At 63.5% G+C, this 26,681-nt stretch carries 23 protein-coding genes; 12 read left to right on the top strand and 11 right to left on the bottom strand.

Annotated features, from left to right (window positions below; translation table 11 throughout):
- Positions 1-13 precede the first annotated feature (13 nt).
- The 5 genes from sufB to msrB form a co-directional block, all read right to left on the bottom strand.
- A complete protein-coding gene (gene sufB, locus R3E49_RS05795; RefSeq protein ID WP_371294171.1) occupies positions 14-1,453 on the bottom strand; it encodes a Fe-S cluster assembly protein SufB in 1,440 nt (479 codons plus the stop codon).
- A 155-nt stretch (positions 1,454-1,608) separates the two neighbouring features.
- Complete coding sequence (locus R3E49_RS05790; protein ID WP_371294170.1) at positions 1,609-3,030, bottom strand: sulfotransferase; 1,422 nt, start codon at positions 3,028-3,030, stop codon at positions 1,609-1,611.
- Between the two features lie 85 nt (positions 3,031-3,115).
- Positions 3,116-3,571: an acyl-CoA thioesterase gene (locus tag R3E49_RS05785; protein ID WP_371294169.1), complete on the bottom strand. Its 456-nt coding sequence runs from the start codon at positions 3,569-3,571 to the stop codon at positions 3,116-3,118.
- Positions 3,568-4,257: a type II secretion system protein GspG gene (locus R3E49_RS05780; protein WP_371294168.1), complete on the bottom strand. Its 690-nt coding sequence runs from the start codon at positions 4,255-4,257 to the stop codon at positions 3,568-3,570. The genes R3E49_RS05785 and R3E49_RS05780 overlap by 4 nt, the downstream gene beginning before the upstream one ends.
- Positions 4,254-4,718, bottom strand: coding sequence for a peptide-methionine (R)-S-oxide reductase MsrB (msrB, locus tag R3E49_RS05775; protein ID WP_371294167.1), 465 nt, complete (start codon positions 4,716-4,718; stop codon positions 4,254-4,256). The genes R3E49_RS05780 and msrB overlap by 4 nt, the downstream gene beginning before the upstream one ends.
- Before the next feature lie 210 nt (positions 4,719-4,928).
- Here msrB and R3E49_RS05770 point away from each other — a divergent pair, with 210 nt between their 5' ends.
- From R3E49_RS05770 to R3E49_RS05735, 8 genes are all read left to right on the top strand, one after another.
- Positions 4,929-5,585: a RimK/LysX family protein gene (locus tag R3E49_RS05770; RefSeq protein ID WP_371294166.1), complete on the top strand. Its 657-nt coding sequence runs from the start codon at positions 4,929-4,931 to the stop codon at positions 5,583-5,585.
- On the top strand, positions 5,582-7,105 hold the full coding sequence (locus tag R3E49_RS05765; protein ID WP_371294165.1) for an inactive transglutaminase family protein: 1,524 nt from the start codon (positions 5,582-5,584) through the stop codon (positions 7,103-7,105). Before R3E49_RS05770 ends, R3E49_RS05765 begins: the two co-directional genes overlap by 4 nt.
- 8 nt (positions 7,106-7,113) lie before the next feature.
- Positions 7,114-8,073 carry an alpha-L-glutamate ligase-like protein gene (locus tag R3E49_RS05760; protein WP_371294164.1) on the top strand — a complete coding sequence of 320 codons (960 nt, stop codon included), beginning with the start codon at positions 7,114-7,116 and terminating at the stop codon, positions 8,071-8,073.
- 25 nt (positions 8,074-8,098) lie between these two features.
- Positions 8,099-9,454: a DEAD/DEAH box helicase gene (locus R3E49_RS05755; RefSeq protein WP_371294163.1), complete on the top strand. Its 1,356-nt coding sequence runs from the start codon at positions 8,099-8,101 to the stop codon at positions 9,452-9,454.
- Between the two features lie 94 nt (positions 9,455-9,548).
- Complete coding sequence (locus R3E49_RS05750; RefSeq protein ID WP_371294162.1) at positions 9,549-11,276, top strand: alkaline phosphatase; 1,728 nt, start codon at positions 9,549-9,551, stop codon at positions 11,274-11,276.
- Between the two features lie 76 nt (positions 11,277-11,352).
- Complete coding sequence (locus tag R3E49_RS05745; RefSeq protein WP_371294161.1) at positions 11,353-11,721, top strand: hypothetical protein; 369 nt, start codon at positions 11,353-11,355, stop codon at positions 11,719-11,721.
- Positions 11,714-12,319, top strand: coding sequence for a hypothetical protein (locus R3E49_RS05740; protein WP_371294160.1), 606 nt, complete (start codon positions 11,714-11,716; stop codon positions 12,317-12,319). Before R3E49_RS05745 ends, R3E49_RS05740 begins: the two co-directional genes overlap by 8 nt.
- 106 nt (positions 12,320-12,425) lie before the next feature.
- Positions 12,426-14,099, top strand: a complete 1,674-nt coding sequence (locus R3E49_RS05735; protein ID WP_371294159.1) for an AMP-binding protein — start codon at positions 12,426-12,428, stop codon at positions 14,097-14,099.
- Between the two features lie 28 nt (positions 14,100-14,127).
- Here the strand turns inward: R3E49_RS05735 and R3E49_RS05730 are convergent, their stop codons facing one another.
- On the bottom strand, positions 14,128-15,441 hold the full coding sequence (locus tag R3E49_RS05730) for an MFS transporter (protein WP_371294158.1): 1,314 nt from the start codon (positions 15,439-15,441) through the stop codon (positions 14,128-14,130).
- A 136-nt stretch (positions 15,442-15,577) separates the two neighbouring features.
- Positions 15,578-16,255 (bottom strand): GTP cyclohydrolase I FolE, encoded by a 678-nt coding sequence (gene folE, locus R3E49_RS05725; RefSeq protein WP_371294157.1) that lies wholly within the window; start codon positions 16,253-16,255, stop codon positions 15,578-15,580.
- A gap of 144 nt (positions 16,256-16,399) precedes the next feature.
- Here folE and R3E49_RS05720 point away from each other — a divergent pair, with 144 nt between their 5' ends.
- From R3E49_RS05720 to R3E49_RS05705, 4 genes are all read left to right on the top strand, one after another.
- The gene (locus R3E49_RS05720; RefSeq protein ID WP_371294156.1) at positions 16,400-17,419 is read left to right on the top strand and encodes a type I glyceraldehyde-3-phosphate dehydrogenase; all 1,020 of its coding nucleotides are present in this window, start codon (positions 16,400-16,402) and stop codon (positions 17,417-17,419) included.
- Positions 17,416-18,417: a type I glyceraldehyde-3-phosphate dehydrogenase gene (gene gap, locus R3E49_RS05715; RefSeq protein ID WP_371294155.1), complete on the top strand. Its 1,002-nt coding sequence runs from the start codon at positions 17,416-17,418 to the stop codon at positions 18,415-18,417. The genes R3E49_RS05720 and gap overlap by 4 nt, the downstream gene beginning before the upstream one ends.
- Entirely contained in the window at positions 18,411-21,065 is a 2,655-nt protein-coding gene (gene ppc / locus R3E49_RS05710) for a phosphoenolpyruvate carboxylase (RefSeq protein ID WP_371294154.1), read from the top strand. Before gap ends, ppc begins: the two co-directional genes overlap by 7 nt.
- 86 nt (positions 21,066-21,151) lie before the next feature.
- On the top strand, positions 21,152-21,727 hold the full coding sequence (locus R3E49_RS05705) for a YSC84-related protein (RefSeq protein ID WP_371294153.1): 576 nt from the start codon (positions 21,152-21,154) through the stop codon (positions 21,725-21,727).
- Here the strand turns inward: R3E49_RS05705 and R3E49_RS05700 are convergent.
- The 4 genes from R3E49_RS05700 to R3E49_RS05685 form a co-directional block, all read right to left on the bottom strand.
- Entirely contained in the window at positions 21,720-22,424 is a 705-nt protein-coding gene (locus tag R3E49_RS05700) for a lactate utilization protein C (RefSeq protein ID WP_371294152.1), read from the bottom strand. The two genes, R3E49_RS05705 and R3E49_RS05700, sit on opposite strands and share 8 nt — an antisense overlap.
- Positions 22,417-23,847 (bottom strand): lactate utilization protein B, encoded by a 1,431-nt coding sequence (locus R3E49_RS05695; protein WP_371294151.1) that lies wholly within the window; start codon positions 23,845-23,847, stop codon positions 22,417-22,419. The genes R3E49_RS05700 and R3E49_RS05695 overlap by 8 nt, the downstream gene beginning before the upstream one ends.
- Positions 23,844-24,635: a (Fe-S)-binding protein gene (locus R3E49_RS05690; protein ID WP_371294150.1), complete on the bottom strand. Its 792-nt coding sequence runs from the start codon at positions 24,633-24,635 to the stop codon at positions 23,844-23,846. The genes R3E49_RS05695 and R3E49_RS05690 overlap by 4 nt, the downstream gene beginning before the upstream one ends.
- Positions 24,636-24,741: 106 nt before the next feature.
- The gene (locus R3E49_RS05685) at positions 24,742-26,601 is read right to left on the bottom strand and encodes a hypothetical protein (protein ID WP_371294149.1); all 1,860 of its coding nucleotides are present in this window, start codon (positions 26,599-26,601) and stop codon (positions 24,742-24,744) included.
- Between the last annotated feature and the right edge of the window lie 80 nt (positions 26,602-26,681).

The following is a 26,681-nucleotide window of genomic DNA, read 5'->3' as shown; positions in this document are numbered from 1 at the left end:
ACTAGTCATGGGTTTAACCGACAGAACCTTCGAGGCTCACTTCCAGCAGCTTGCCTGCTTCCATGGCAAACTCCATGGGCAGTTCCCTGAAGACTTCCTTGCAGAAGCCATTGACGATCATGGAGACCGCTTTCTCTGCGTCGAGGCCGCGCTGCTGGCACAGGTACAGCTGGTCATCGCTCACCTTGGAGGTCGTTGCCTCGTGTTCAACCACAGCCGAGGGGTTGCGGCTTTCGATGTAGGGGAAGGTGTGCGCCGCGCAACGATCACCAATTAGCAGTGAGTCGCACTGGGTGTAGTTGCGCGCACCCTCCGCCCGCGGGCTCATGCGCACCAGGCCGCGATAGGCGTTGGAACTCTTGCCCGCCGATATGCCTTTGGAGATGATGGTTGAGCGCGTATTTTTGCCGAGGTGAATCATCTTGGTGCCGGTGTCAGCCTGTTGCGCATTGTTGGTCAGGGCAACCGAGTAAAATTCGCCGACGCTGTTGTCACCGCGCAGTATGCAACTCGGGTACTTCCAGGTGATGGCCGAACCGGTTTCCACCTGCGTCCAGGAGATCTTCGAGTCCCGGTGCGCCACGCCGCGTTTGGTCACGAAGTTGTAGATGCCGCCTTTGCCGTCGGCGTCCCCCGGGTACCAGTTCTGCACCGTGGAGTATTTGATCTCCGCGCCATCCAGCGCCACCAGTTCAACCACGGCGGCATGCAGCTGGTTCTCGTCGCGCATGGGAGCGGTGCAACCCTCAAGGTAGCTGACGTGACTACCTTCGTCGGCAACGATCAGCGTGCGCTCAAACTGGCCGGTGTTGGCTTCATTGATGCGGAAGTAGGTGGACAGTTCCATGGGGCAGCGCACACCCTTGGGGATGTAGACGAAGGAACCATCGCTGAACACCGCGCTGTTGAGCGCCGCGTAAAAGTTGTCCTTGCGCGGCACCACACTGCCCAGGTACTTCTTGATCAGCTCGGGGTAGTCGTGAACCGCCTCCGAGATGGAACAGAATATGACGCCTGCCTCCCAGAGCTTTTCGCGGAAGGTCGTTGTGACGGAGACCGAGTCGAACACCGCATCGACGGCGACGCCGGCGAGGGCGGCTTGCTCGTGCAGCGGTATGCCCAGCTTGTTGTAGGTCTCGATGAGCTGGGGGTCGACTTCGTCCAGGCTCTGGGGGCGGTCCTTCATCGCCTTCGGCGAGGAAAAATACGAGATTTCGTTGAACTTGACCGGTGGGTAGTTCACGTGTGCCCAAGACGGCTCAGCCATCTTCAGCCAGTCGCGATAGGCTTCAAGTCGCCATTCAAGCAACCACTCAGGCTCGTTCTTGCGACCGGAAATGAAGCGGATGGTGTCTTCGTTCAGGCCCGGCGGCAAAGTGTCTGACTCGATGTCGGTGGTGAAGCCCGCCGCATATTCCTTGCGTATGGCGTGTTCGATGTGTTCCTGCGACATAATCAGTGACCTGTGCTGGCGGGCGTGACAGTGGTGGCTCGTGGTTCCGTGTATTTTCGCACGCGCTGCACCCCGATGGCGACACGCTCAACCAGGATGCCGGTGAATACCCGAGTATTTTAGTCGACTATTGCCTCGTGTGCAACGCGCGCCCGTCACGCCCTGCTGCGCTTGCGACGACGCTCCCGGTAGCTCCGGGGTTCCGGCGGGCTGCTCAGGCGCGGTCGGGCGAGTTCGTCTGTGTAGGCCTGCATCATTGGCGCCAGTTGATGCCGAAAGCGGTGCGCAAATCCGACCAGCGCGGGACTGATCTCCCCGACGGAGTCCAGCGAACGGCTTGGGAAAATGCGCCAGGTCCGGGCTGTTCCCGGGGCCTGCTGCTCGGCTCTGCCTGTATCGTCGAGCGCCAGCAGCGTCGTCAGCGCTTTGCGCACCACGTCGGGCTCACGTACCAGGGTCTCGTACTGCACCTGCAACAGTGGGTTCGGCAGGGCCGCCTGCCAGTGGTCGATGAGCTTCTCCGCCAACGCCATGGCGCGGCCTATGGTAGCGAGTTGATAGCTGTAGCGGTGGCCGCTTCGGAAATTCTTGAAGAACAGCGCCAGGCCCAGATCGAGTGGAGCCCGCCTGCACAGGACTACGGGTACTTCCGGGTGCAACAGCCCCAGCCAGCCCAGCCGGCTCAGGTTCGCGGGTGACGTGTCGGTGAGGTAGCGCGCCCCAGCGCCCTCCAGGGGAGGGCAGAGTTGCAGGAGCGGGGACTCGGCCTGTGCCACGAGTCTCTTGGCCTGGGTGTGCAGGTTACCCTCTGCCGGTAAAGACGCCGCCAGTTTGCGCACCAGTGCGAGTTCGCCACCGGCGACGACGCCCGGATGTTGTGCGAGCAGCGTTTCGACGAGACTCTTGCCCGAGCGTGGCAGCCCCGCCACCACCAGCAGGGGGCAGTGCGGTGCGGCTTGCCTGCGGGGATACCGGCTGAAAAACGGCCGATCCATACCTGCGGCGCTGGGGGATACCTGGTACTCACGCGTGCCTTTCAGGTCGGCCGCGGCAAACCGGTTTGCCTGCTCGTAAAAGGCGAAGCCCGGATTGTCGAGGCCGGATTCGGTATAGATCTGCCCCAGCAGGAACAGGGCTCGTGCTCGGGCAGCGTGACTGCGCTCGGTGTCCAGCGCCAGTTTCAGCAGGGTGGCGACTTCCGGGCTGTCCAGCGGAATGGCACGGAAATTGAGCAGCCCGCGGTATGCATCGGTCAAGGTGGCGTCCGCAGCCATTGCCTGCGCGAAGCAGTCACAGGCTTCCTCGCCGCGATTCTGCCGGCTCAGCAGGTGCCCGAGCTGGACCAGCAGGCGCGGTGCGCCGCTGCAGAGTTCCAGACCGGTGCGGTAGCAGGCCTCTGCCTCCGCCAGTCGACCCAGCCCCTGCAGTGACTGTCCCTGCAGGCTCCAAAGCTCGGCGATATTGCTGTTCTGCTCGAGCAGCATAGCCGACTCGCGCAGGCTGCGGGCGAAGTCTTTGCTCTGCACCTGCTCGCGTATCACGCTCAGGGCAGTTTTGTAATCCGGCCGCTGGGGCATGAGCCGATGTCCTGCTACGACGCCTTGACGCACACCGGTGTGGCGAGCGTCCACCCTGCGATGGTTGCGCAGGGTGTTCCTGTGGTCAACTGGTTTGCGCCGGCTGCCCGGCACCGAGTTCGGGTTGGCGGGCAAGGATGGCGTCGCGAAACCGGGCGGGGATGGCGATGGATTTGCGGGTCTGCTTGTCCGTGAATACCTGGGTGAGACTGCCGCGGGCGAGGGGCCGACCGCTGTGCTTCTCGTGCAGCGTGAATGCGAGTTCGGCACTGCTGCGACCCAGGCGGGTATAACCCACCCGCACGGACACGGTCTCATACGCACGGCATTCGCCGAGATAGTCGCAGTTGATATTCACGGTGAAGATGAAGCAGGGTGCGGTTTGCGGGTTCATGGCACCCAGGCCGAGCTCTTCCATGTAGAAGCCGGCAACCTCATCGGCGTAGACCAGGTAGTTTGCGAAGTACAGGTGCCCCTGGGCATCGGTATCACTGAACCGTACAAGGATGTCGCTGCCGTAGGTGAGTGGGTTGTCGGTCACGGGCCGGACATCTTCAGCAGGTGCTGCAGGTAGTGCAGTTCATTCAGGGATACATCCGCATTTTCGCCCTCGCCGCCGGGCGCATCGTCGGCGCCAAGGGTGAGCAGTGAGGGTGGCTGGCGTGAGCCCGCAAACTCGGGCGCGCTGTAGCGGTAGGGCCGTTGCCAGGGGTCGAGGGGGATTGTGTCCAGATAGCCGCCTTCCCTGAACCGACCTGCGCGGCGCAGGCTGCCGATAGGCCGAAGCAGGCTCTCCAGTCCCGGGTCGGTTTGTGGATAGGTGGCGACGTCGTTGTAGTAGTCGTCCAGCGCAGCCTGCAGCCGACCCAGGTCCTCGGCGATCTTGCGCAGCGCATTGCCGGCTGTTGGGCGCGTCTGGATGCCGGTCAGCGCGTACAGGGCGGCAGCGGGGTCTTCGCTGCAGAACACGGTGATGTCCTGGGCTGTCGGCAAGACGTCAGCCTGACCGGCCCGGAAAATGAACGGTTTGAAGCCCGGCGTGTCGCCATAGCGCTGGATAGACCGGTAGTCTCCGCAGACAACGGCCCCGGGATAGTTTGCGAGCCCGCGAAATTCGATGGTCTCGACAGCGGGCAGGGCCGCCGTGACGGCCTCCTGCGCGCGCTGTCCCTGACTGCTGCAGGCCGTCAATCCCGCGAGGCTGAACATCAGCAGCAGTCGCTTCATGCCGGGGCATCCCCGGCATCTTCAAGCTTGTGCAGGGCGACTGCGTTCATGCAGTAGCGCAGCCCGCTGGGCGGCGGCCCATCCGGGAATACGTGTCCGAGGTGCGCTCCACAGGTGTTGCAGGTCGTCTCAATGCGCGAGCGACCGAAGCTGTGGTCGTTGTGGTAGGCGATGACGTTGGACTTTACCGGCTGGGTAAAGGAGGGCCAGCCGCTCCCGGATTCAAATTTCTGCTCACCATCAAACAGCAGCGTGCCACAGCAGACGCAGGCGTAGTTGCCGGGCTCGAAGCGCGAGCACATGTCATTGCTGAACGCGCGTTCAGTGCCGGCCTGACGGGTGACATGATACTGTTCAGGGGTCAGCAGCGCGGCCCATTCCGCATCACTGCGCTGCAGGGTCGTGTCAGGCTCCGGATTGCCTTCGTTGGCGAGACGGCAGATTTCGTTCCAGGTGATCATGACGGCATCCTCTCTGTGATCGGTGGGTCCACCCGCGTCGGCGAGCCCGCTCGGCGCACAGTAGGGGCAAGCCGGGGCAAGATCAAGAGGGACATAGTGCTGCGCGGGTATGTAAAAACTGCGCTTTCCGTGCGGGTGCTTTGCTGCGCGGCGCTACAGTATACTGTCGCCAAAGGCGGCCTCCGACGATGGCCGCGATAAGGGGATTTCATGGTTTTGCGATTCAAAGTCACAGCGCTGGTGATGTGCGGGTTTCTGGCGGGTTGCCAGGCGTTACCCGAACAGGCTAACCAGGCACCCATCTGCCCGGAAGCCCCGGTTGTCATGTGCCCGATCTGCCCACTGCAGGAGTGCCCCGAACCTCGGGTACTGGAGAAAATCGTGTTGCGTCCCGCAGCTCCGGTGCCGGTGCCCGCGCGTCCGTCGACAGCGGGGGAGCTTGAACTGCCGATTATCGGGGTGCTGGAGTTTGTTCGCGTGGAACCTTCGGGCCTGACCCTGGAGGCGGTGATCGACACGGCGAGTGAGCACACCATCATAGCGGCGCGGGATGTACGGCTACTGGAAAAGGATGGCAAGCGTTACGTGAGCTATGTGCTGGTCGATCCCGCCAGTGATGAGCAGCACGCGCTGGAAGCACCCTTGTTGCGGCGCACCTCGGCGGTCGATGCCTACGGCAACAGCAGCCGCAATTATATCGTCAGCATGTGGCTCACCCTGGGCGACAACCGGGCCCGGGTTGAAGTCAATCTGTCCGAGAATACCGAGATGCCCTACCCGGTTGTGGTGGGGCGCAACCTGCTGACTGACGTGGCGATTGTCGATGTCAGCCGGCGTCACACCCTGGAGCACCCGGCAGCCCCATGATTGCATCCCGCGCAAAGGTCGGCATTGTCGCCGGCGCACTGATTGTTTTTGGTATCGCTGTAGCAGCGTACAAAGTGGTGGGGCTCGACCTGCCCTTGTGGCCGGGCGAGTCGCGAGAGGTCTGGACCATCGAGACCAAGGTCAGTTTCAAGCCGGCAAGTGGTCCGGTCGAAGTGGACCTCGCGCTGCCCTCCGGGCTCGGCGGCTGGGTAACGCTGGAAGAGCATTTCGCCTCCTCCGGCTTCGGCTTCTCTGTGTTCGAGGAGGCGGATGGACGTGTGGCACGCTGGTCGCGCCAACTGCTGGAGCACCCGACAACGTTGTACTTCAAGCAACAGGTCTACCGTGCGCGGCGTGCCGAGTTGCCCGATATGCCGGTGGAAACACCTGATCCACCCCTTCTCGAAGCCGACCAGCAGGCGGCGATGGAGCGCTTCGTGGCAGACCTGCGGGAGCGCTCCAGTAGCCCGGCCACGTTCACCGCCCTGATGATCCAGGAGCTGCGCCGTGCAGAGCCCAGCCAGGACGCTGAGTTCCTGCTGGGGACCTACAGCGATGCGCCGCTGCGCGTCATGCTGGATGTGCTGGCCTATGTTGATATTCCCGCCTATCCCGTGCGCGGCATTGCCCTGCAGGACGGTCGCCGGCGGCAGACATTGAGCACGCTGCTGCAGGTCTACGATGGCAGTGACTGGGAAGTCTTTGACCCGGAAAGCGGGCAAGCCGGCCTGCCCGACGATTTTTTCGTCTGGCGCCAGGGCAATGGCGCGGCGCTCCGCGTGTTGGGCGGCCGCGACTCCAGACTTGAGTTCGCGCTGGTACGCAACAGCCTGTCGGCGAAGACCGTAGTCAGCATGGAAGAGCGCAGTGACGAATTTGCCCTGCTGGACTTTTCCATCTACGCCTTGCCCGTTGAGCAGCAGGGGATCTTCAAGGGTATTCTGCTGTTGCCGGTTGCGGCCTTTGTCGTGGTCATGATGCGGGTACTGGTGGGCATCAAAACCTCAGGGACCTTCATGCCGGTGCTGATTGCGCTGGCCTTCCTGCAAACCACGCTGTGGGTGGGGTTGGCGATATTCCTGGTGCTGGTCAGTGTCGGGCTGTGGATACGGTCCTGGCTCAGCCATCTCAACCTGCTGCTGGTGGCCCGCGTCTCTGCGGTGGTGATTGTGGTGGTGCTGCTGATGGCCGCGCTGTCCCTGATCAGTTATAAACTCGGCGTTGACCAGGCACTGACAGTCACCTTCTTTCCCACCATCATTCTGTCCTGGACCATCGAACGTATGTCGATCCTGTGGGAGGAAGAGGGTGGACGTGAGGTCATGATGCAGGGCGGTGGCAGTCTTCTGGTGGCCGTGCTCGCCTACCTCACCATGTCGGTGCCGGTGGTAGAACATCTGACGTTCAATTTCCCCGAGCTGCTGATCAGTCTTCTCGGCGTGATCCTGCTGATCGGCAAATACACCGGCTACCGGCTTTCCGAGCTGTACCGGTTCCGCGACATGGCGAAGATGCAATGATTCGGCTGGTGAAACCCTCTGTCCTGCGGGAGCGGGGCATCCTCGGCATGAACAAGCGCAATCTCACGTTCATCGGCGCCAATAATCCCCGGCGCAACTACCAGATTGTCGACAACAAGCTGCTGACCAAGAAGGCCGCCCTGGAGCGCAATATTGTCGTGCCTGAACTCTACGGCGTGATTGAGCACCAGTTCCAGATCAACCGCATGCTGGAGCTGCTGCAGGGCCGTGACGCGTTTGTGATCAAGCCGGTGCAGGGCAGTGGCGGCAAGGGCATCCTGGTGATCACGTCGCGCGACGGTGAGCATTTCGTCAAGTCCAGCGGTGGTGTGCTGGATGAGCGCGATCTGCGCCGCCATACCTCCAATATTCTCGCCGGTCTGCACAGCCTGGGCGGGCGCAACGATGCCGCGATGATCGAGGCGCTGATCGATTTCAACCCGCTGCTTGCGGAATACAGCTACGAGGGGGTGCCGGATATTCGTGTGATCGTCTTTCGGGGGGTGCCGGTGATGGCGATGATGCGCTGTGCCACCCACGCCTCGGACGGCAAGGCGAACCTGCACCAGGGCGCAGTGGGGGTGGGCCTCGATATCGGTGAGGGCTTCAGCGTTGCGGCCGTGCAGCGCGGCAGCCTGGTAACCCACCATCCGGATACAGGCGCCTGCTTCAAGTCGCTGCGGCTTCCCGACTGGGATGCCATTCTGGACCTCGCCGCGAGCTGCGCTGAAATGACCGGGCTGGGCTATCTGGGTGCAGACATCGTGCTGGACCGCCAGCGAGGCCCGATGCTGCTGGAGCTGAACGCGCGGCCGGGCCTGGCGATTCAGGTGGCCAATCAGGAGGGTCTGATTCACCGTCTGGGTGTTGCGGCGGAAATCGCGCGCACCGCGGTGGATCACGATGACCGAATCCGGCAGGCCAAGCTGCGTTTTCATCGGCCGCAGGCGGTGTTGCAGGCATCCTGAGCCGTGTAAACCGGAGTCGCTGCTGATGACCTTTGACACATTGGGGCTGTCGCCCAGCCTGCTTCGCGCCGTTGCCGAGCAGGGCTATCAAACACCTTCTCCCATCCAGGCCCGGGCGATACCGCTGATTCTTGCGGGCAGGGACGTCATGGCCGCTGCCCAGACCGGAACCGGTAAGACCGCCGCATTCACGCTGCCGTTGCTGCAGCGCCTTGCGGGCGGCCCGCGGGCGCAGCCAAACCGTTGCCGTGCCCTGGTGCTCACGCCCACCCGTGAGCTGGCCGCGCAGGTGCAGGAGAGTGTTCGCGATTACGGGAGACATGATGGCGTTCGCTCTGCGGTGGTATTCGGCGGTGTGAACATCAACCCACAGATTGCGCAGCTGCGCCGCGGCGTCGATGTGCTGGTCGCCACGCCGGGCCGGCTGCTCGATTTGCACGGACAGGGGTTCGTGGATTTCCGCGATCTGGAGGTGCTGGTTCTGGATGAGGCCGACCGCATGCTGGATATGGGCTTCATCCACGATATCCGCCGCATCGTCACGCTGCTGCCCACCCGCCGCCAGACCCTGATGTTCTCGGCGACGTTCTCCGGGCCGATCACGCAATTGGCGCAGGGGTATCTGCGGCAACCGGTCCGTGTAGAAGTCAGTCTGCCCAATGCCACCGCCGAGACGGTGCAGCAGTGGGTATACCCGGTAGACAAGAAGCGCAAACCGGAACTGCTGAGCCATCTGGTCGCAGTGCACGGCTGGGATCAGGTGCTGGTGTTCACCCGCACCAAGCACGGGGCCAACAAACTCAGCCAGCAGCTGGAACAGAACGGTATCCGTTCAGTCGCCATTCACGGGAATAAAAGCCAGAACGCACGCACCCGCGCCCTGGCCGATTTCAAGCAGGGGCGTGTACAGGCCCTGGTCGCAACGGATATCGCCGCGCGGGGGCTGGATATCGAGCAGCTGCCCCAGGTGGTGAATTTCGATCTGCCGAATGTCGCGGAAGACTACGTGCACCGAATCGGTCGCACAGGGCGCGCGGGTGCCGCCGGGCAGGCCTATTCACTGGTCAGCGCTGACGAGGCTGATTACCTCTATGACATCGAGCGCCTGATTTGCAAAACCCTGCCGCGGGAAGAGATTGAAGGCTTTGAACCCCAGCACGCGGTGCCCCGGGGGCGGTCCGCAAAGGGAGGCCCGGCAAAGGGGCGCCCGGCCGCATCGGCCCGTGGACGGCAAAAACCACCCAGCGGGCCGTCAGCGGCACGCGACGGCGCGCCCGCGCAGGCACGTCGCCGAACTCGCGCGGGTACCGGGGGCCGCGGCGCGCAGGCCCGTCGCAAGGACAATGGCCGTACGCCGTCGCGCGGCGGTCGTGGCCGTTGACGGGCCCTCTGGCGCGCTTGCGCCGGTAACACGATTGCTGTAATTCTGTGTGCTCTACCGGCCGCGAGTCGCGGCGTTGCTTACGGAGCACACCATGACCGATCATCCTCATTTGCGCCGCCGTACTCTGGTGAAGGGCATTGCGGCTGCTTCTCTTTTGCCGCTGCTGGGCGGTAATCTCGCTGGCTGTTCGGACAGCAGCGATGCCCTGCCGTTGCCTGAGGGCGTCGCTGCCGATTTCAATCACGGTATAGCCTCCGGCGACCCCCTGACGGATCGCGTGATTATCTGGACTCGCGTGACCCCGCGTGAGCCCGGATTTGTCACCGTCGACTGGGAAGTTGCGAGCGATGAGGGCTTTGCCAATCTTGTCGCCAGCGGTCGCGGGAATACCGACGAAACTGTGGATTTTACGCTCAAGGCGGACGTTACCGGGCTGGCGGCGGGTACCACGTATTTCTATCGCTTCCGCGTGCGTGAGGTGCTTTCCAGTGTGGGTCGCACCCGCACCGCACCGGCAGGCGCGACTGCGTCGGCGGCGTTTGCCGTGGTGTCCTGCTCCAACTACCCCGCGGGCTACTTCAACGTATACCGCGAGGTGGCTGCACAGCCGGTCGATGCCGTGCTGCACCTCGGTGACTATATCTACGAGTACGCACCAGGTGGCTACGCCAGCGCCAATGCCGAAGCCCTGGGGCGCGTGGTACAGCCCGCTGGCGAGTTGTTCAGCCTGGTGGATTACCGGACTCGCTACGCGCAGTACCGCACTGACCCCGACCTGCAGGCAGCACACAGCGCGCACCCCTTCATCGTTGTCTGGGACGATCACGAGATTGCCAATGATGCCTGGCGGGAGGGTGCGGAGAATCATGATCCGGCGACGGAGGGCGAGTATTCAGAGAGGCGCGCCGCCGCGATACAGGCCTGGTACGAATGGCTACCGGTACGCCCCCCTGCGAGTGAGCAGGAAATCATCTACCGGCGATTGCCCTACGGCGATCTGCTGGACCTGATTATGCTGGACACACGTGTGATTGGCCGTGACCGGCAGTATGTCTACCCGGACTTTGTCAGTGGTGGTCGCATTGACGTCGAGGCAACGCGGGCTGCCAGCAATGCGTCCGATCGCACGCTTCTCGGTGCAGAGCAACTGGCCTGGCTGGAGACGCAGCTGATCGAATCCACAGCCCGCTGGCAAGTGCTTGGCCAGCAGGTGTTGATGGCGCGCTACCTGTTGCCGGCCCCCATCCTCGAAGCGCTGGAGCCCAGCATCAGCGGTGGCGATGCGCTGGCAGCCGGCACCGCCGCGGTGCTCGCCGCAGTGACGGCGAAGAACAAGGCACCAGAGGAGCGCACGCCGGAAGAACAGGCGCTGCTGGACTCGGCGGTTCCCTACAATCTCGACGCCTGGGACGGGTATGCTTTCGAGCGTGACCGCGTGCTGGAAGTGGCACGCCAGATGAACAGTCGGCTGGTCGCGTTGGCGGGAGATACGCACAACGCCTGGGCGTCACAGCTCTTCGCCAGCACGGGTGAGGTGGTGGGCGTGGAACTGGCAACCGCAAGTGTCAGCTCGCCGGGGCTGGAGGACGTGCTGGGCCGCGATGTGGCCGGGCTGTTTTCGCCCCTCATTGCGACGCTGGTCGATGATCTCGTGTACGCCAACCTGATCGACCGCGGTTATCTGGTCACCCGCTTTACGCCGGAGTCACTCACCGCTGAGTGGCGCTATGTGTCCACGATCGACTCCCGTGAGTACAGCGAAAAGACGGCTGCCTTCCGGCAGGAGGTGGTGCAGCGCAGTGACCTTCTGCTGGGCTGAGGTCGACAGGGGCGAGCGGGCAGTCCGTTCGCCGTTTCCGGGCGTATAATCGCCCAATACAAGCCGTGCGAGATCAATGATGACACCTGTAGCCCGCTGTTTAGTGCCCTTCCTGTTGTTGCTGGTCGCGGGCTGTGCCCAATACGAAAACCGCCGGGGCGTAGAGGCCGGCTGGACCGACGCCTATATGCACACGCTCCAGCCGGGCGTGACCACGCGGGCCGAGGTAATGGCCGCGCTTGGACCACCGTCCCAGGTCATCGCGCTTGAAGGTGAGTCGATTCTCTATTACCTGTTCGAGCGCTCCGACGGCGAGGGTATCGTGCTGGTGCTGTATAACCGCATGCAGATCGATACGCAGTATGATCGCGCGATCTTTTTCTTCGACGAAAACGGCCTGCTGACTGATGCGGCAAGTCGCATTGCGGCAGCCGACAATGGCTGATGCGCGGCGCGTGTCGCTGCTGGCACTCGCGCTGTTGCTCGGCGGCTGCACGCAGTGGCACTACAACCTCGGCGAGAGCCTCCCCCCCGGGGCCGCGGCGCTGGCCAATACGCCCGTCACGGACCTAAGTACCGGCGATATTCTCTCGAGGCTCGGGCCGCCATTGCGCGTGTCCGCCATACCCGGGGGCTACGTGCTCGGCTGGGAATCCTGGCAGGTGACGGAGAACGTGCTGGGCGTCAGCCTCGGTGCGCTGGGTGTGGATTTCCTGTCCCTCGATGTCGGCCGGGCCAGCACCCGCAATGAAGCCTTGTTGCTGACCTTCAGCGAGCAACACCGCCTGGTGGGTGGCAGCTGGCATGGTCGCGACGACAGCGTGGGCGGCGGGCGTTCGGTACAGCCGCTGGTCGGGCTGCTGCCGGTCGTGGATGTGGACGACATTACCGCGCGGCTGCCCCAGCACGATTGGGGCCGCGGGGCACTGGAGCGGCTGCCCGTTGGCCTGAACCGGGCCCAGCGTCCCGATATGGGGCAGGCCGGTGTCGCACAGCGGGGAACGCCGACCGGCACAGGGCAGCAGACCCTGGAACTGCGCTGAGGACGAATTTGCGTGGCAAGCCACGCGGGGTTTTGTACACTGGATCGGACGGGTGCTCCGGCCCCGTTTACCGGCATCTCGAATTACAATAAGAGAGGACAATACCATGCAGGCTGACACACTCGATAAACTGCTGGCCCACTGGGCTGCGGAAACGCCGGATAGAGTCTGGTTGAAGGACCTGCTGCCAGAGGGGTCCCGGGATGTGACCTGGAAGGAAGCCCACGCCACTGTCAATGCTATGGCCGCCATGCTGGAGCATCACTTCGGCCACGGCGAGCGTATCGGGCTGTTATCGCGCAACTGTGCGCACTGGTTTATGGCGGATCTGGCGATTATCCAGTCCGGCAATGTCACGGTGAGCATGTTCACCACGCTGCCCGCATCCACGGCCCAGTACATTCTGGATTTCACCGAAACCAAAGCGCTGATCGTTGGCGAAACCTCGAACTGGAACGCGGTGAGGGGGGTACTTCCGGCGGGCATCACGCTGATCACACTCCCCGGAGTAGAGCTGGAGGAGCCGCACCTGAGGTGGGAAGATCTGCTGGCGGAATGGCGGGGTCAGCTGCCGAAGTACCGCTGCCAGCCCGATGATGTGATTTCGCTGGTGTTCACATCGGGCACTACCGGCCTGCCCAAGGGCGTCATCCAGACGCACCGCAGTAACCTCGTGCCCATCACGCGCTTCCGGTCTACGTTTGGGACGCGAGACGAGGCCCGCTATTTTTCCTATCTGCCACTGTCCCACATTGCCGAGCGACAGATTGTCGAGTTTTCTTCCCTGACCTGTTGCGGCGAAGTCAGTTTTAACCAGGGTCTGGAGACGCTGGCAGCAGACCTGCAGCGCACGCGGCCGCACATGTTCTTTGGTCCGCCCCGTGTCTGGGAGCAGTTGAAGCAGGCAGTGATCGCCAAGTTCGGCGGCAACGAGGTGCTGGAGCAGGCCTTGAGCCAGGACAGCGCGGGCATTGGGCAGCTGGTGCTGGAGGGTCTTGGCCTTGATCAGGTGGAGTACTGCCTGGTGGCCGCCGCGCCGACGCCGCCGTCGCTGATCGAATGGTGGGAGCGCCTGGGGCTGATTCTGATGGAGGGTTTCGGCCAGACTGAGGCCATGGGAGTGATCGTCAGCGGCCACGATTCACGGCGTGTTGGCTCTATCGGCAAGCCCATTGGGGAGGTTGAGTACCGGATCACCGATGAGGGTGAGCTGGTGGTGCGCGCCGACGGTTGCACGCCGGGTTACTACAAACAACCGGACAAGACGGCGGAGCTGATCCGGGACGGATGGCTGCACACCGGCGACAAGGCCCGGGTTGATGAAGATGGCTTTATTTACCTGACGGGCCGCGTCAAAGAGTATTTCAAAACCATTCAGGGCAAGTTTGTCGCGCCGCCGCCCATTGAAGGCGAATTTGCCAAGAATCCGCACACGGAACAGCACTGCCTGCTCGGTCGCGGCTTTTCCAAGACCGTGATGGTGGCCGTGCTGAATGAGGCGGCCCGCCAGCTGGCGGAGGCGTCACGCGAGCAGGCGGAGGCGGAGATTGCACAGGCAATACACGAGGCGGTGCAGAGCATCAATGAAGCGGTGGAAAAGCACGCGCGTATTGGCGCAGTGATCCTCTCCCGACAGGAGTGGACCATCGACAACGAGGTGCTGACGCCAACGCTGAAAATACGTCGTGAGAAGGTAGAAGAGCGCTACGGTGAGCTTGCCGAGGGCCTCGCGCGCAGCGCAGCTGAAGAGCGCCAAGTGATCCTGCACTGGGCGGACTGAACGTTTCAGCCTCGCGGGCGGCACACAGCTAGCGAGTGGACTGCTGTGCGTCCGCCTCTGGCTCAGTCTGGAACTCATCGTGGCCCTGCGTGTCCGTGGGTAACAGGTCACCCACGGCGTCCTCCGGTCCCCGCGGGTCAAGCCCAAAACCGGTCGGCGCCGCCTCGGTAGCGGCGGCGGAGAAGGGCACCTGGTCTTTCGCGGCGACCACCTGGCCCTTGTCCCGCGTTTGAATGGCAAGGTACACGGTAAACACCGCACACAGCGCACCGAAAGACCAGAAAAGCGCCGTGGCATCGTACAGGCTCATCAACTGCCCGAGCAGAATGGGGGCAGAGGCCGCACCCAGGGCATTCAGCAGCAATACCGATGTACCGATCTCCACAAACTCTTCAGCCGACGAATTGTCAGCCGCCGTTGCGAGAGAAATTGCATAGAGCGGCATGGTCATTGCTCCGAATACAAACACCGCAGCCAGATGCGCGCTGTGCTGTACGGTGAGCGCAACCGCGGCGGAGGCGGCGATCGCCCCCAGACTCAGGAAGACGAGCACGTAACGCCGGTCGATGCGGTCGGACAGCCAGCCGATGGGATACTGGAACAGCGCACCCCCAGCGATGCCCGCGGTGATAAACCAGGTGACATCAGCCATGCTGTCGCCATAGCGCCGGGCAAACACGGCGCCGAGTGCCCAGAAACTGCCCACCACCAACCCGGACAGCAAGGTTCCTGCGAACGCAGCGCGGGAGCGGCGATAGAGCAGATTAAAGCGAATGCGTGTGGATTCGATGGGTGCCGGCGCCAGACGGCTGGTGAGGCCCACCGGGACTATGGCCAGCGCCATGAAGATGGCAGCGAGGATAAATGGCGTCGCGCTGTCGACGGGGCCGACGTTGATCAGTACCTGGCCCAGGGCCATCGCCGCAAGAATGATGAAGGTGTAGATGGCCAGCACCTGGCCCCGCGACTCTGCGCTGGTCTGGTCGTTGAGCCAGCTTTCGATCACTGTGTACAGGCCGCAGATCATGGCGCCGGTGAGGAAGCGGAGCAGCAGCCAGGGCAGCCAGCCATCCAGCGTCTCCAGGGCGAGGATGGCGCTCATCATGATAGCCGTGAGTACCGCGAAGCTGCGGATATGGCCGACTTTGGCGATGATTCGCGGAATCAGCAGGCAGCCGGCGACGAAACCCAAAAAGTAGGCCGATGCACTGACACCGATCAGGAGGTCTGACAGTCCGATGCGGCTGGCGCGCAGCGGCAGCAGCGTCAACTGCATCCCCTGGCCGACCAGCAGCAGCGCTGTCGACAGCAGCAATGAGGTGAGGGTTAGCAGTGTTCTCATGGGAGGCCCGGTGTCGATGCATGGTGCTGTGGTAGAGAGGGCAGGGTACACGCTTTGCCGCAGACGAAAAACCGCAATCCGGGATAAAAAAAAGCCCGGCAGTGCCGGGCGAAAAAAGCCGAATTCCCAGGGGGGATCAGTTCAGGAATTCGGCCCGGGTGCTCGGGTCGGATTTGAACGCGCCACCCAGCGACGTGGTGCGAGTTCTGGAGTTGCTGTCCATCACGCCGCGCGACTTGACGCAGTAATGCACAGCATCGATAGTGACGGCAACGTCGTCAGTATCCAGCAGCGTCTGCAAGGCGACGAGAATCTGTTGGGTCAGGCGTTCCTGCACTTGCGGGCGCTGGGCGAAGAAGCGCACGATGCGGTTGATTTTGGAGAGACCGATCACTTTGTCCTTGGGTATGTAGGCAACGCGGGCGCGGCCGTCGATTGTGACAAAGTGATGCTCGCAGGTGCTGACGACATCAATGTCATCCACCTGCACCATCTCTTCGACCTGCATTTTGTTGGCGATGACGGAAATTTTCGGAAAGCGTGAGTAATCGAGCCCTGAAAAGATTTCATCCACGTACATTTTCGCGATACGGTGTGGGGTCTCAGCCAGGCTGTCGTCATTCAGGTCAAGGCCCAGCGTGCGGGTGATATCGGTAAAGGACTGTACGATGCGGCGATACTTTTCGTCACGCGAGAGCCCGTTTTGTATCATCGGGGTTTCCAGGCCGCGTTCCAACAGAGCATTGCGCACGATGGCTGCCTCTGCTGACATCTTGCTTGGGAAGGGAATGTTTCCAGCCAGTGCAGTTTCCATGTCGCATCTCCAGTACGTTTGGGGTAGTTACGGCGGGCTGTACCGGATGGATTACCGGTCCGTGATCGAAGCCGGAGCGCTGTCGTACATTTTGTGGACAAAACCTGGTCAGAAATCTGGCGCAACGCCAGGAGGAGGGGGACTATGACACACGCACGACCCATCAAGGTGGGGCTGATGGGCTTTGGCCAGATCGGCCGCCAGGTCTACGACCTTGCCGCCCGCGGCACTGATGTCGAGATCGTGGCCATAGCCGACATTGGTGATCCGGCCATCCTGCACTATCTGCTCTGCTCGGAGATGAAGGCGGCAAGCTACCGGCTTGACGGCAATTTTCTCCACAACAGCCGCTTCCGTACCCGCCTGTTACGCACCGATACGCCCGCCGAAATGCCCTGGGACATGTTCGGGGTGGACATCGTGATTGACGCTACCGGCAAGTTCCGCCAGCGTGACGCCATGCTCCAGCACCTACAGGCGGGTGCGCCGCGAGTGCTGTTGCGCACCCTGCCCAGCGATCACATTGATCGCCTCGTCATGCCGGGGATCAACAGCGACAGCATTCAGGCAGCCGATCGTATGATATCCGCAGGCTCGGCCACCACGACGGCGCTGTGCCTCCTGTTGCATGCGTTGTCCGGGGAGTTTGACATCGAGTGCGGCAGCATGACCACGGTCCACGCCTACACCTCCGACCAGGTATTGCAGGACTATGCGGGCAGCGACTTCCGTCGCAGCCGCTCCGCTGCAGAGAACATCATTCCCAACCAGCACGAGGCAGGGGCGTGGCTGGGGCACGTGCTGCCCGCGCTCGCCGGCAAAGTGCTGACCTCCGCCCTGAATGTGCCGATCCATCAGGGCTGCCTGCTTGACGTCAACCTGGTCTTCGCCGACACGGCGGTAACGGCTGACGCCGTCAACGACTGCATGCGTCGCCACGCGGGGGATTACGCGGACATTGTGACCGTCGTGGAGGACCCGGTGGTGTCCTCGGACGTCATTGGCAATCCCCACTCGCTGGTATTCGATGCCTGCGGCACCATCAAGGCCGGCAAGCACACCATCAAGGCCCTGGGCTGGTATGAGACCCTGGGCCACGCAGCACGCCTGCTTGATGTGGCGCGTCTGTATGCGGCACTGGACCACACTGAGGAGGCGGCATGATACGTGTAGCAATCAATGGCTTTGGCCGGATAGGCCGCTCGGTATTCCGCATTCTGGAGAACGACCCCGATATACAGGTCGTGGTAATCAACGACCTGTTTGACCATGCGGCCCTGCGCTATCTGCTGAACTACGACACCGTCATGGGTCCGTTTGGCAAGTCGCTCGCGCTGGAAGGTGACGAGTTGGTCACCCCGGGTGGACGCTGCAAGCTGATCAGCGAGCGCGATCCAGCAGCCCTGCCCTGGGGAGAGATGGGCATCGATGCTGTGGTGGAGGCGACAGGCGCCTTTCGCAAGCGAAGCCAGCTCGAGGGGCATCTGCGGGCGGGCGCGGGTCGGGTGGTGCTCACTGTGCCGGCGTCTGACCCGATCGATTACACAGTGGTATTGGGTGTCAACGATGATGGCTTGCGGCCGGAGCATCGCATTGTCTCCAATGCCAGTTGCACGACGAACTGTCTCGCGCCCATGGCAAGCGTATTGGATAGCGCCTTCGGGATCGAAGAGGGCGTGATCAACACGGTGCATGCCTACACCAACGACCAGCGACTCGCCGATGTGCCGCACTCGGACTGGCGGCGCAGTCGGGCGGCCGCGGAGAACACCATCCCCACCTCAACCGGGGCGGCGAGAGCGGTGGGTGAGGTGCTGCCGCAGCTCAAGGGGCGCCTGCACGGCATCGCCTCGCGGGTACCGGTTCCCGACGGTTCAGTGGTCGATCTGTTCGTCACACTGGCTCGCCCGGTTACGGTGGATGCGGTGCACGAGGCGGTGCGCACGGCCGCCGCCTCCCCAGCCCTGCAAGGTATCCTCGCCTTCAGTGAACGACCGATTGTTTCGACGGATATCATTGGCAATGCCCACTCGTCCATCTACGACGCGGGCTTCACGGCGGTTGTCAACGAGCGCTATCTGCGCGTGCTTAACTGGTATGACAATGAATGGGGCTACTCGGCCCGCGTGTGTGATCTGTTGCGGAGGTTCAGCCAGTGGTAGCCACCCGGGAAGCTGGCAGCGGTGAGCGTTCCGATTACAGTGAGTTGCGCAGCAACGTGAGCTTTCTCGGCCATCTGCTGGGCGACACGATCGCCGCGGCGAACGGCCCCGAGTTTCTGGACCTCGTGGAGAAAATCCGCCGCCTGTCGAAGTCGGCGCGGGCCGGCGGCGAGGATGCCGCTCACGCCGAGCTGCTGGCGGTGCTGCGCGCGCTGGACAACCAGCAGCTGGTGCCGGTAGCGCGGGCATTCAGCCAGTTCCTCAATCTCGCCAATATTGCCGACCAGCACCACACCGTGTCACGGCAGATGGACCCCCTGTTCTCAGCGTCCCGCAACCTCAGCGGCAATTTCGAAGCCCTGCTGGAGGAGGGCGTTCCGGCTGAGTCTATCGTCAACGCCGTCGCGGCCCTGCGCATCGACCTGGTGCTCACCGCTCACCCCACAGAAATCATGCGGCGCACCCTGATCCACAAGCAGACCGAGATCGGTCGCTGCCTGTCACAACTGGAACTGGGCGGCCTCACCCGGCGTGAACAGGAACAGCTGCACACCCGCCTGCGTGAGCTGATTGCCCAGATCTGGTACGGAGATGATTTCCGCACCGAGCGGCCGTCCCCGGTCGATGAGGCGAAGTGGGGCTTCGCTGTGGTCGAGGACTCCCTGTGGCGTGCGGTGCCGGAGTACATGCGCCGGCTTGATGCGGCGCTGCAGGAATGCTGCGGCAGCAGGCTCCCCCTGGAGGCGGCTCCGGTGACGTTTGGTTCCTGGATGGGCAGCGACCGGGACGGCAATCCCAACGTCACCGCCGAAGTGACCTCTGAAGTGCTCTGGCTGAGCCGCTGGCAGGCGATCCAGCTCTACCTGCAGGACGTGACGCGATTGGTGGAGGAGCTGTCCATGACTGTCTGCGTTCCGGCTCTCGCTGAGGCGGCCGATGGTTCCCACGAGCCCTACCGCGCCGTTCTGCGGCGCTTGCGCGAGCGGCTGAAAAGCGACCTGCAGACGATCGAGGCAGCTCTGGCCGGCGCGTCTCCCGACAGTGCGTCACTGTTGACCCGGGAGGATCTGTGGCAGCCGCTCTCCCTCTGTTACCACTCTCTGCAGGCCTGTGGAATGCAGGTGATCGCGGACGGTGCCCTGCTGGATCTGCTGCGCAGAGTACGCTGTTTCGGGGTGCATCTGCTGCGCCACGACATCCGCCAGGACAGTGCACGGCATACGGAAGCGCTCTCCGAGCTGACCACCTGGCTGGGGTTGGGTGACTACGCCGCCTGGGACGAGGATGCGCGCTGCGCTTTTCTGCGCCAGGAGCTCGCCAGCAGGCGCCCGCTGGTGCCGCCCCGCTGGACACCCAGCGAGGCGGTGGCCGAAGTACTGGCCACCTTTGCGGTGGTGGCCCGTCAGCCCCGTGAGGCGCTGGGGGCCTACGTGATCTCCATGGCCCGTCAGGCCTCCGATGTGCTGGCGGTGCACCTGCTGCTGCGCGAGGCCGGCTGCCCCTTCGACCTGCCGGTGGTGCCGCTGTTTGAGACCCTCGATGACCTGTCCCGGGCTCGCGAGGTGGTCACGGCCCTGCTTGCGGATCCCTGGTATCGCGGGCACATCCAGGGGCAGCTGATGGTGATGATTGGCTACTCGGACTCGGCGAAGGATGCCGGTGTACTGGCGGCGGCCTGGGCGCAATACCGGGCGCAGGAAGAGCTGCTGGCGGTGTGCGCCGCCAGTGATGTGCGCCTCACGTTGTTTCACGGCCGCGGCGGTACGATCGGGCGGGGCGGCGCGCCGGCACAGGCGGCACTGCTGTCTCAGCCCCCAGGGTCACTGGAACAGGGCCTGCGGGTGACCGAGCAGGGCGAAATGATTCGCACCAAGCTGGGCTGGACCTCGCTTGCGGTGAAAACCCTGGCGCTCTACACCAGCGCAATCTGTCGCGCCAACCTGCAAACCCCACCGACGCCGCGCCAGGAGTGGCGTGATCTCATGGAGGAATTGGCTGCCGGCTCCTGCACCGAGTATCGGCGGGTGATTCGGGAGGAGCCGGATTTCATTGCCTACTTCCGCTATGCAACGCCTGAGCAGGAACTCGCTGGCCTGCCCCTCGGCTCACGGCCGGCACGGCGGCGCGGCGGCGGTGGTATCGAAAGCCTGCGCGCGATTCCCTGGATTTTTGCCTGGTCCCAGAACCGCCTGATGTTGCCGGCGTGGCTGGGTGCTGGCGCCGCCCTCAGACAGGCGCTGGATGCCGGTCACGCGGGGCGCTTGCGTGAGATGGCGGCTGGCTGGCCCTTTTTTGCCACGCGCCTCTCGATGCTGGAAATGGTCTACGCCAAGGCCGATGCCGGGTTGTCGGCGCACTACGACGCCTGTCTGGTACCGCAGGAACTGCACTGGCTGGGGCAGTCGCTGCGATCCGCCTTGCAGCGTGATGCAGATACGGTTCTGGAAATCAGCGGCGGCGAAACCCTGCTTGCGGATTCGCCCTGGATTCGCGAATCCATTCAGTTGCGCAACATCTACACCGACCCCCTCAATGTGTTGCAGGCGGAATTGCTGCAGCGTCAGCGGCGTGAACCCCAGGGGGTGCTTGAACAGGCGATCATGGTCACCTTCGCCGGTATCGCGGCGGGTATGCGCAATACCGGATAGTGGCCCTCTGCGTGCATGCGCTACGGAAATTTGGCAATCAGTGCTATGGTTCAGGCTGGTTCCCAACAAGAAATGTGAGGCAGTCCATGAATAAGACCAACGTAGTGTCCGCCCTGTACCTTCTGCTTGCGCTGGCGCTCTCGCCTCTGGCCAGGGCCGACAATTACGCCGAGGCACTGGCGTCATTTCGCAGTGCCGGCGAAAGTGCCGCCTACTTTGATGCAGCCTACGGCTACGCCCTGTTTCCGACCATCGGCAAGGGGGGTATTGGTATCGGTGGCGCACACGGCAAGGGGCAGGTCTACCGGCAGGGTGAAATGATCGGTGAAGCGACCATGACCCAGCTCACGGTGGGCTTCCAGCTGGGTGGACAGGCCTTCAGCCAGATCATTTTCTTTGAGAACGCCACGGCTCTGGAGCAGTTCACCAGCGGTAACTTCGAATTCGGTGCACAGGCCACGGCGGTAGCCATTACCGCAGGGGTGTCAGCGGAAGCGAGCACCGGTGGCGGTGTCAGCGCCGGTGTCAGTGGCGGTCGCAATGATGCCTCCACTGCCAGCCTCGGCTATCGCAAGGGTATGGCGGTGTTTACCATTGCCAAAGGCGGTTTGATGTACGAGGCCACGCTGGGTGGGCAGAAGTTCAACTTCACGCCTAACTAGGCGCCCGCACACCTTCACTGGCTTGCGCCAACACTTCCGCTGGTGTGTCGCCCACAAGGATGACATGCCAGCGTCGGGGGCCGTGTGCGCCCATCACCAGCTGCGCTTCCACGTCGGCAGTGCTCGAAGGGCCGGCGATAAACTGGATGCCGCGTGGCCAGCCGCTTGCCGCCGTGTCATGACGTATTCTCGCCCAGGCATCTTCCAGGGTCGCGACAACGTCTTCCCGGTTGATCAAGACCAGGTGATCTTCAGGTAACAGGTTGTTGCGCCCCGGGTTGGCGCGGCCCGTGTAGGTCACGATGGCGCCGGTCTCGGCAACCCCCAACCTGGCATAGCTCAATGCCGCCGAGTCACCGTTTTCAGCCGCTCCGAATCGCGGCAGTACACCACCATCCCGCCAGGGCATCGCCGCCAGCCGCGGGTCATTACCTGCAACGAGTTTATGGGTGCGAAAGCGTCGGTAGAGATAGCGCCCTATGGCCTGCACCGCGGCACCGCGATCCCGAGCCAGTTCCACGGTGCCCTTGTTGGCCAGCACATTGGCCAGGAACGCGGTGTGCACGTCAGCGTGCGTTGTTCGCGCGGGCTCCGCGTGGCCAAGTGCAGCGAGCGCGAGCGCTATCTGCTCGGGCTCCACGGCGGTTTCCTGTTCGCGTAGTCGGGCGAACAGCTCAGCCCTGACGGATTCAGCCACGTTTGCCTCCCCTGTGTCGGCGTGCCGCATACTGACGCATAAAGGTGCCTCCGCCTTCCGGTGCCGGGACGTCGCGCTGGCCGGTCCAGCCGCCCGCAAAGGGCAGGCGGCGAAACGCGCCCCGGCGTTTGCCCAGCAGGCCGAGCACGCTTATAGTCCAGCCGGTGAGACTGCGGTAGAGGCCTGGATGGCGCAGCAACCACGCGTGCAACCGCAGCCCGTTGCGCCAGCGGGCCGGTTTCAACTGCTGCACGCTCTCGTCCTGCCGCAGGTCGCGTAGCAGGTCCGGCAGCGGAATATTCGCCGGACAGACCTCCGCGCAGCGGCCACAGCTGGTGCAGGCGTTGGGCAGATGGTGCGCCTGCTCCAGTGACGTGAGCAGCGGCGTCAACACCGAACCCATCGGGCCGGGATAGACCCAGCCGTAAGCGTGTCCACCGACGCCAATGTAAATGGGACAGTGGTTGAGGCAGGCGCCACAGCGAATGCAGTCAAGCATTTCACTGTAGTCGCTGGCGAGGATATCGCTGCGCCTGTTGTCCAGCAGGATGATATGGGTTTCCAGAGGGCCATCCACATCGTCCTCTCGGCGCGGGCCCGTGTAAAAGCTGGTATAGCAGGTCTGTGGCTGTCCTGTAGCGGAGCGCACCAGCAGGCGCTGCAGTGCCATGGCATCTTCGGCGCGAGGCAGTACGCGCTCGAAGGTTGTGCAGACGATCAACACCGGCGGCAGGTTGGCGCAGAGATCGCCGTTACCCTCGTTGGTGACCAGCATGCTGGTGCCGTGCTCGGCGATCAGTGCGTTGGCCCCGATAATGCCGACGTCTGCAGCGAGAAACTGCTCGCGCAACACTCCCCGCGCTTCTTCAACGACTTCGCTTACCGTCTCGAGGTCGCGGTCTCCCAGCTTGTGTTTGTCGAGGAACAGCTGGCGGATTTCCGCCAGCGATTTGTGCAGTGCCGGTCCGACGATGTGACTGGGCGTCTCGCCCGCCTGCTGGATGATGTACTCACCCAGGTCAGTTTCCAGCACGTCCAGCCCTGCCTTGAGCAGGAGTTCGTTGAGGCCGGTTTCCTCTGTGACCATCGATTTGCCTTTGGCCACGCGTCGGGCGTTGTGCGCCTGGCAGATCGAGAGCACCTTGCTGTTGAGTTGCTCTGCGTTGGCGACAAAGTGCACCTGGTTGCCGTGCTGTACGGCTGCCTCCTCAAACTGCTCCAGATAATGACTGAGATGAGTCATGGTGTGACGCCGCACCCGTTTCATGTGTGCGCGCAGGGCGTCGAAATCGCCATAGGCACTGGCGGCTGCGTCCCGCGCCAGGGGCAGGAACTGACCGATGAGCGAGCGCCGCTGTGCTTTGTCTTCCTCCAACAGGGCAGCACTTGAGGCCTGCAGGAACTCATTGCTGGCGAGCTTCATTCCCGACCCTCTCCGATGCCGGGGCCGCGAGGATCACCGGCGAGCAACTCGGCAACATGCCGGAACTCCAGCTTGAGGCCTCGACGGCGGGCGCGGCCGGAAAGGTGCAGCAGACAGCCCAGATCGCCGGCGGCCACTATAGTCGCCCCGGAAGCGACCGCATTGTCCAGCTTGTCATCGGCCATCTTCGCGGAAATTTCGGGCATGCGCGCGCAGAAGGTGCCGCCAAAACCGCAGCAGACCTGGTTCTGGCTCAGCTCACTCACCTGCACACCACATTGCTCCTGTAGTAGCTGCCGCGGTTGCTGGTGCACACCGAGCTCGCGCAGACCGGCGCAGCTGTCGTGGTAGGTGACGGCACTCTCCAGTGGCTTGTGCCGCGGCGCGGGCAGCCGCGCCACTTCAGTCAGGAAACGCGTCAGCTCCCAGGTTTTTGCGGACAGCGCCAGGGCGCGCTGGTGCCACTCCCCCTCAAACAGCGCCGGGTAGTGGTGGCTGAGCATGCCTGCGCAGGAGCCGGAGGGTACGACGACGTAGTCAAAAGGCTCGAAGGCTTCGATGACGGCACGTGCAACCGGCACCGCCGCATCGACTTCACCGCTGTTGTAGGCAGGTTGGCCACAGCAGGTTTGCTGCTCTGGCACGGTGACGCGGCAGCCCGCGCGTTCCAGCAGTCGTATTGCCGAGAAGCCGACCGATGGGCGCATCAGATCCGCGAGGCAGGTGACCATCAAGGCGACGTCCCGTCTCTGCCGGCTGCGCTTGCGTTTCGGGTGTGGCTTGTCCATTCGGGGCGCGTGCTCCTTGTCGCCTTGGGCGGCGGTCGTTCCGGGCGTTGGCGAACGCCGAGTATAACGAATTTGTGCTTATGGCGCCGCGCGGGATATCGGTTGATCAGGCCAGAAGCATCAGCATGCCCGCCGTCAACAACAGTACCAGAGCGGCGCTGACCGCCAGCGCCAGCGGCTGCCGGGACTCCAGCATCGTGATCAGCACCGCAGTCATGTCACTGCGGCTGCTGCCAGAGAGTAGCGACTCGACCGCTCCCCAGCGCGTAGTATCGAATGCCGGTCGATGGCGGCTGCCGATGTCGACCTGCACCCCCTCGATGCGCAGGAAGCGGGGGTGTCGCTGAATCTGCATGCCGTTGCCCGCATGGTAGACGCCGCGGTGATCAACGAGTACAAGCAGGGGCCCTAGCAGGCCGATGTACCCACGGGTCCGCGCGCGGCGTAGCGTGCCGCGTTGCGCTGCGTCCATGGGTTTCAACCACTCTACCTCGTTGATGCGCGGCCCGAGCAGCGGCGCATGGCGGCCGCGCTCAGCAGCAAATACCCGCTGTCGGCCGTACTGCCAGAGGCCAAAACAGGCCGCCAGTGCGCTGAGCACCAGCAACAGGCCCCGCCCGCTGTGCAGCGCCGTGACTCGCAGCTGCAACGCCCGGCCGCGCTGTGCCGCTCGCTCGGTCAGCGCCTGAGACTGCAGCACCTTACCTGCGGCGCCATCGGCAGCGAATCGCAGCAGCGCGTTGTCGCCGGCGCGCAAAAGCAGCATGCGGTCCCCCCAGGGCACCAGCGTCATCGACGCAGCCGCCGAGGGCGGGAGGACGGGGGGTAGTGCGTTCCACTGGCTGTCGAAGCGGAACACGCCGCGCTGGCCGCTGCCGGCGTTCTCCAGTACCACCCACCAGAAAGAGCCTGCGCGGGCGAAATCCTGAACCCTGTCGAGCTCTGCTGCCAGCGCGGCTTCCGGCAACAGCAGAAGTTCATCCAATTGCTGGGCGAATGCGCTGGGCTCGTAGCGGAACACGCTCAGCGCGGGGCCGGCGGCGCTACTGCTGAGCAGGAGTCCGTCGTGAATACGCAAGGTCGGGTTTGCCGGCAGCGACGCCTTTCCTTCGGCGATGGTATTGCCGACGCCATCGACCCGCCAAAGCCTGCCGCCGACGCTGTCGGCGAGCACCAGGTGACGGCTGTTGGGCACGCGTACCATGGCATCCGCCCGCCAGTGGCCCTGGTCACCGGCAAAGGCCCGACACTGTTTGTCCGCGATCGTGCAGCGATACAGGTTGCCGCCCTCGGTGGTTGCAACCCGAACCAGCAAGCGTTCGCTGTTCAGCCAAAGCAGTTTTTCAACGGGTGCAGTGAGACCCAGTTCCGTGGCACTGATAACACCCAGCTGTGCACCTGACCGGTCATGGTGCAGTAGCAGCCTGGACGTTGCCAGCATCAGCTCACCGGATTCACTGGTGGCTGCGGCCTGCAGAGTGGGCAGCGCCGGCGGCGGTGGCAGCAGTTGTTCCAGGGCGTCCAGTGCAAACAGCAGGCAGAGCGTAAGCAATGCGACGGCGAGTGCGACGTGTGCGCGCCGCGCCGCCTGCCGGGCACGCTCTGCTGCGGGGGCGGGTGCCCGATAGGGCTTGAGTGTATAGGGATTGGGGCCCCAGCGCGCATGGCCGGGTGAGGCCGGGGTCCGTATCGGCCGACGGTGACCCGGCGCGGCCGCGGTGGCAGCGTGCGCCTGAGGGACCGCTTCGAGGTGTGCCTGCAGGCCGAGACCGCGCATCCGCACGAACCACGCGGCCGCTGCCTTCTGCTCAAGGCTGCGCCGCAGAGTGACCGTGTCACCGCTGAAGAAGCGCTCGACACGCGCCGGGTCGCGTATCTGGAAAAGTTGGCCAAAGTGCCTGCGCGCGGTGGCGGGGTCCGTGCCGGGTAGAATTTCCCCCGAGAAGGTGAGGTTAAAGCGCTTCACACCAGTATTGGATCCCAGCGGTTGAGGTCTCTCAGGCAATGTTTGGTCTCCAGCCCTGCTACAGGATTCGGGGTGTGCGG

The organism is Haliea sp. (genome assembly GCF_041395985.1).
Classification (GTDB): Bacteria; Pseudomonadota; Gammaproteobacteria; order Pseudomonadales; family Halieaceae; genus Haliea.
This window is presented reverse-complemented; position numbering and strand designations above follow the sequence as displayed.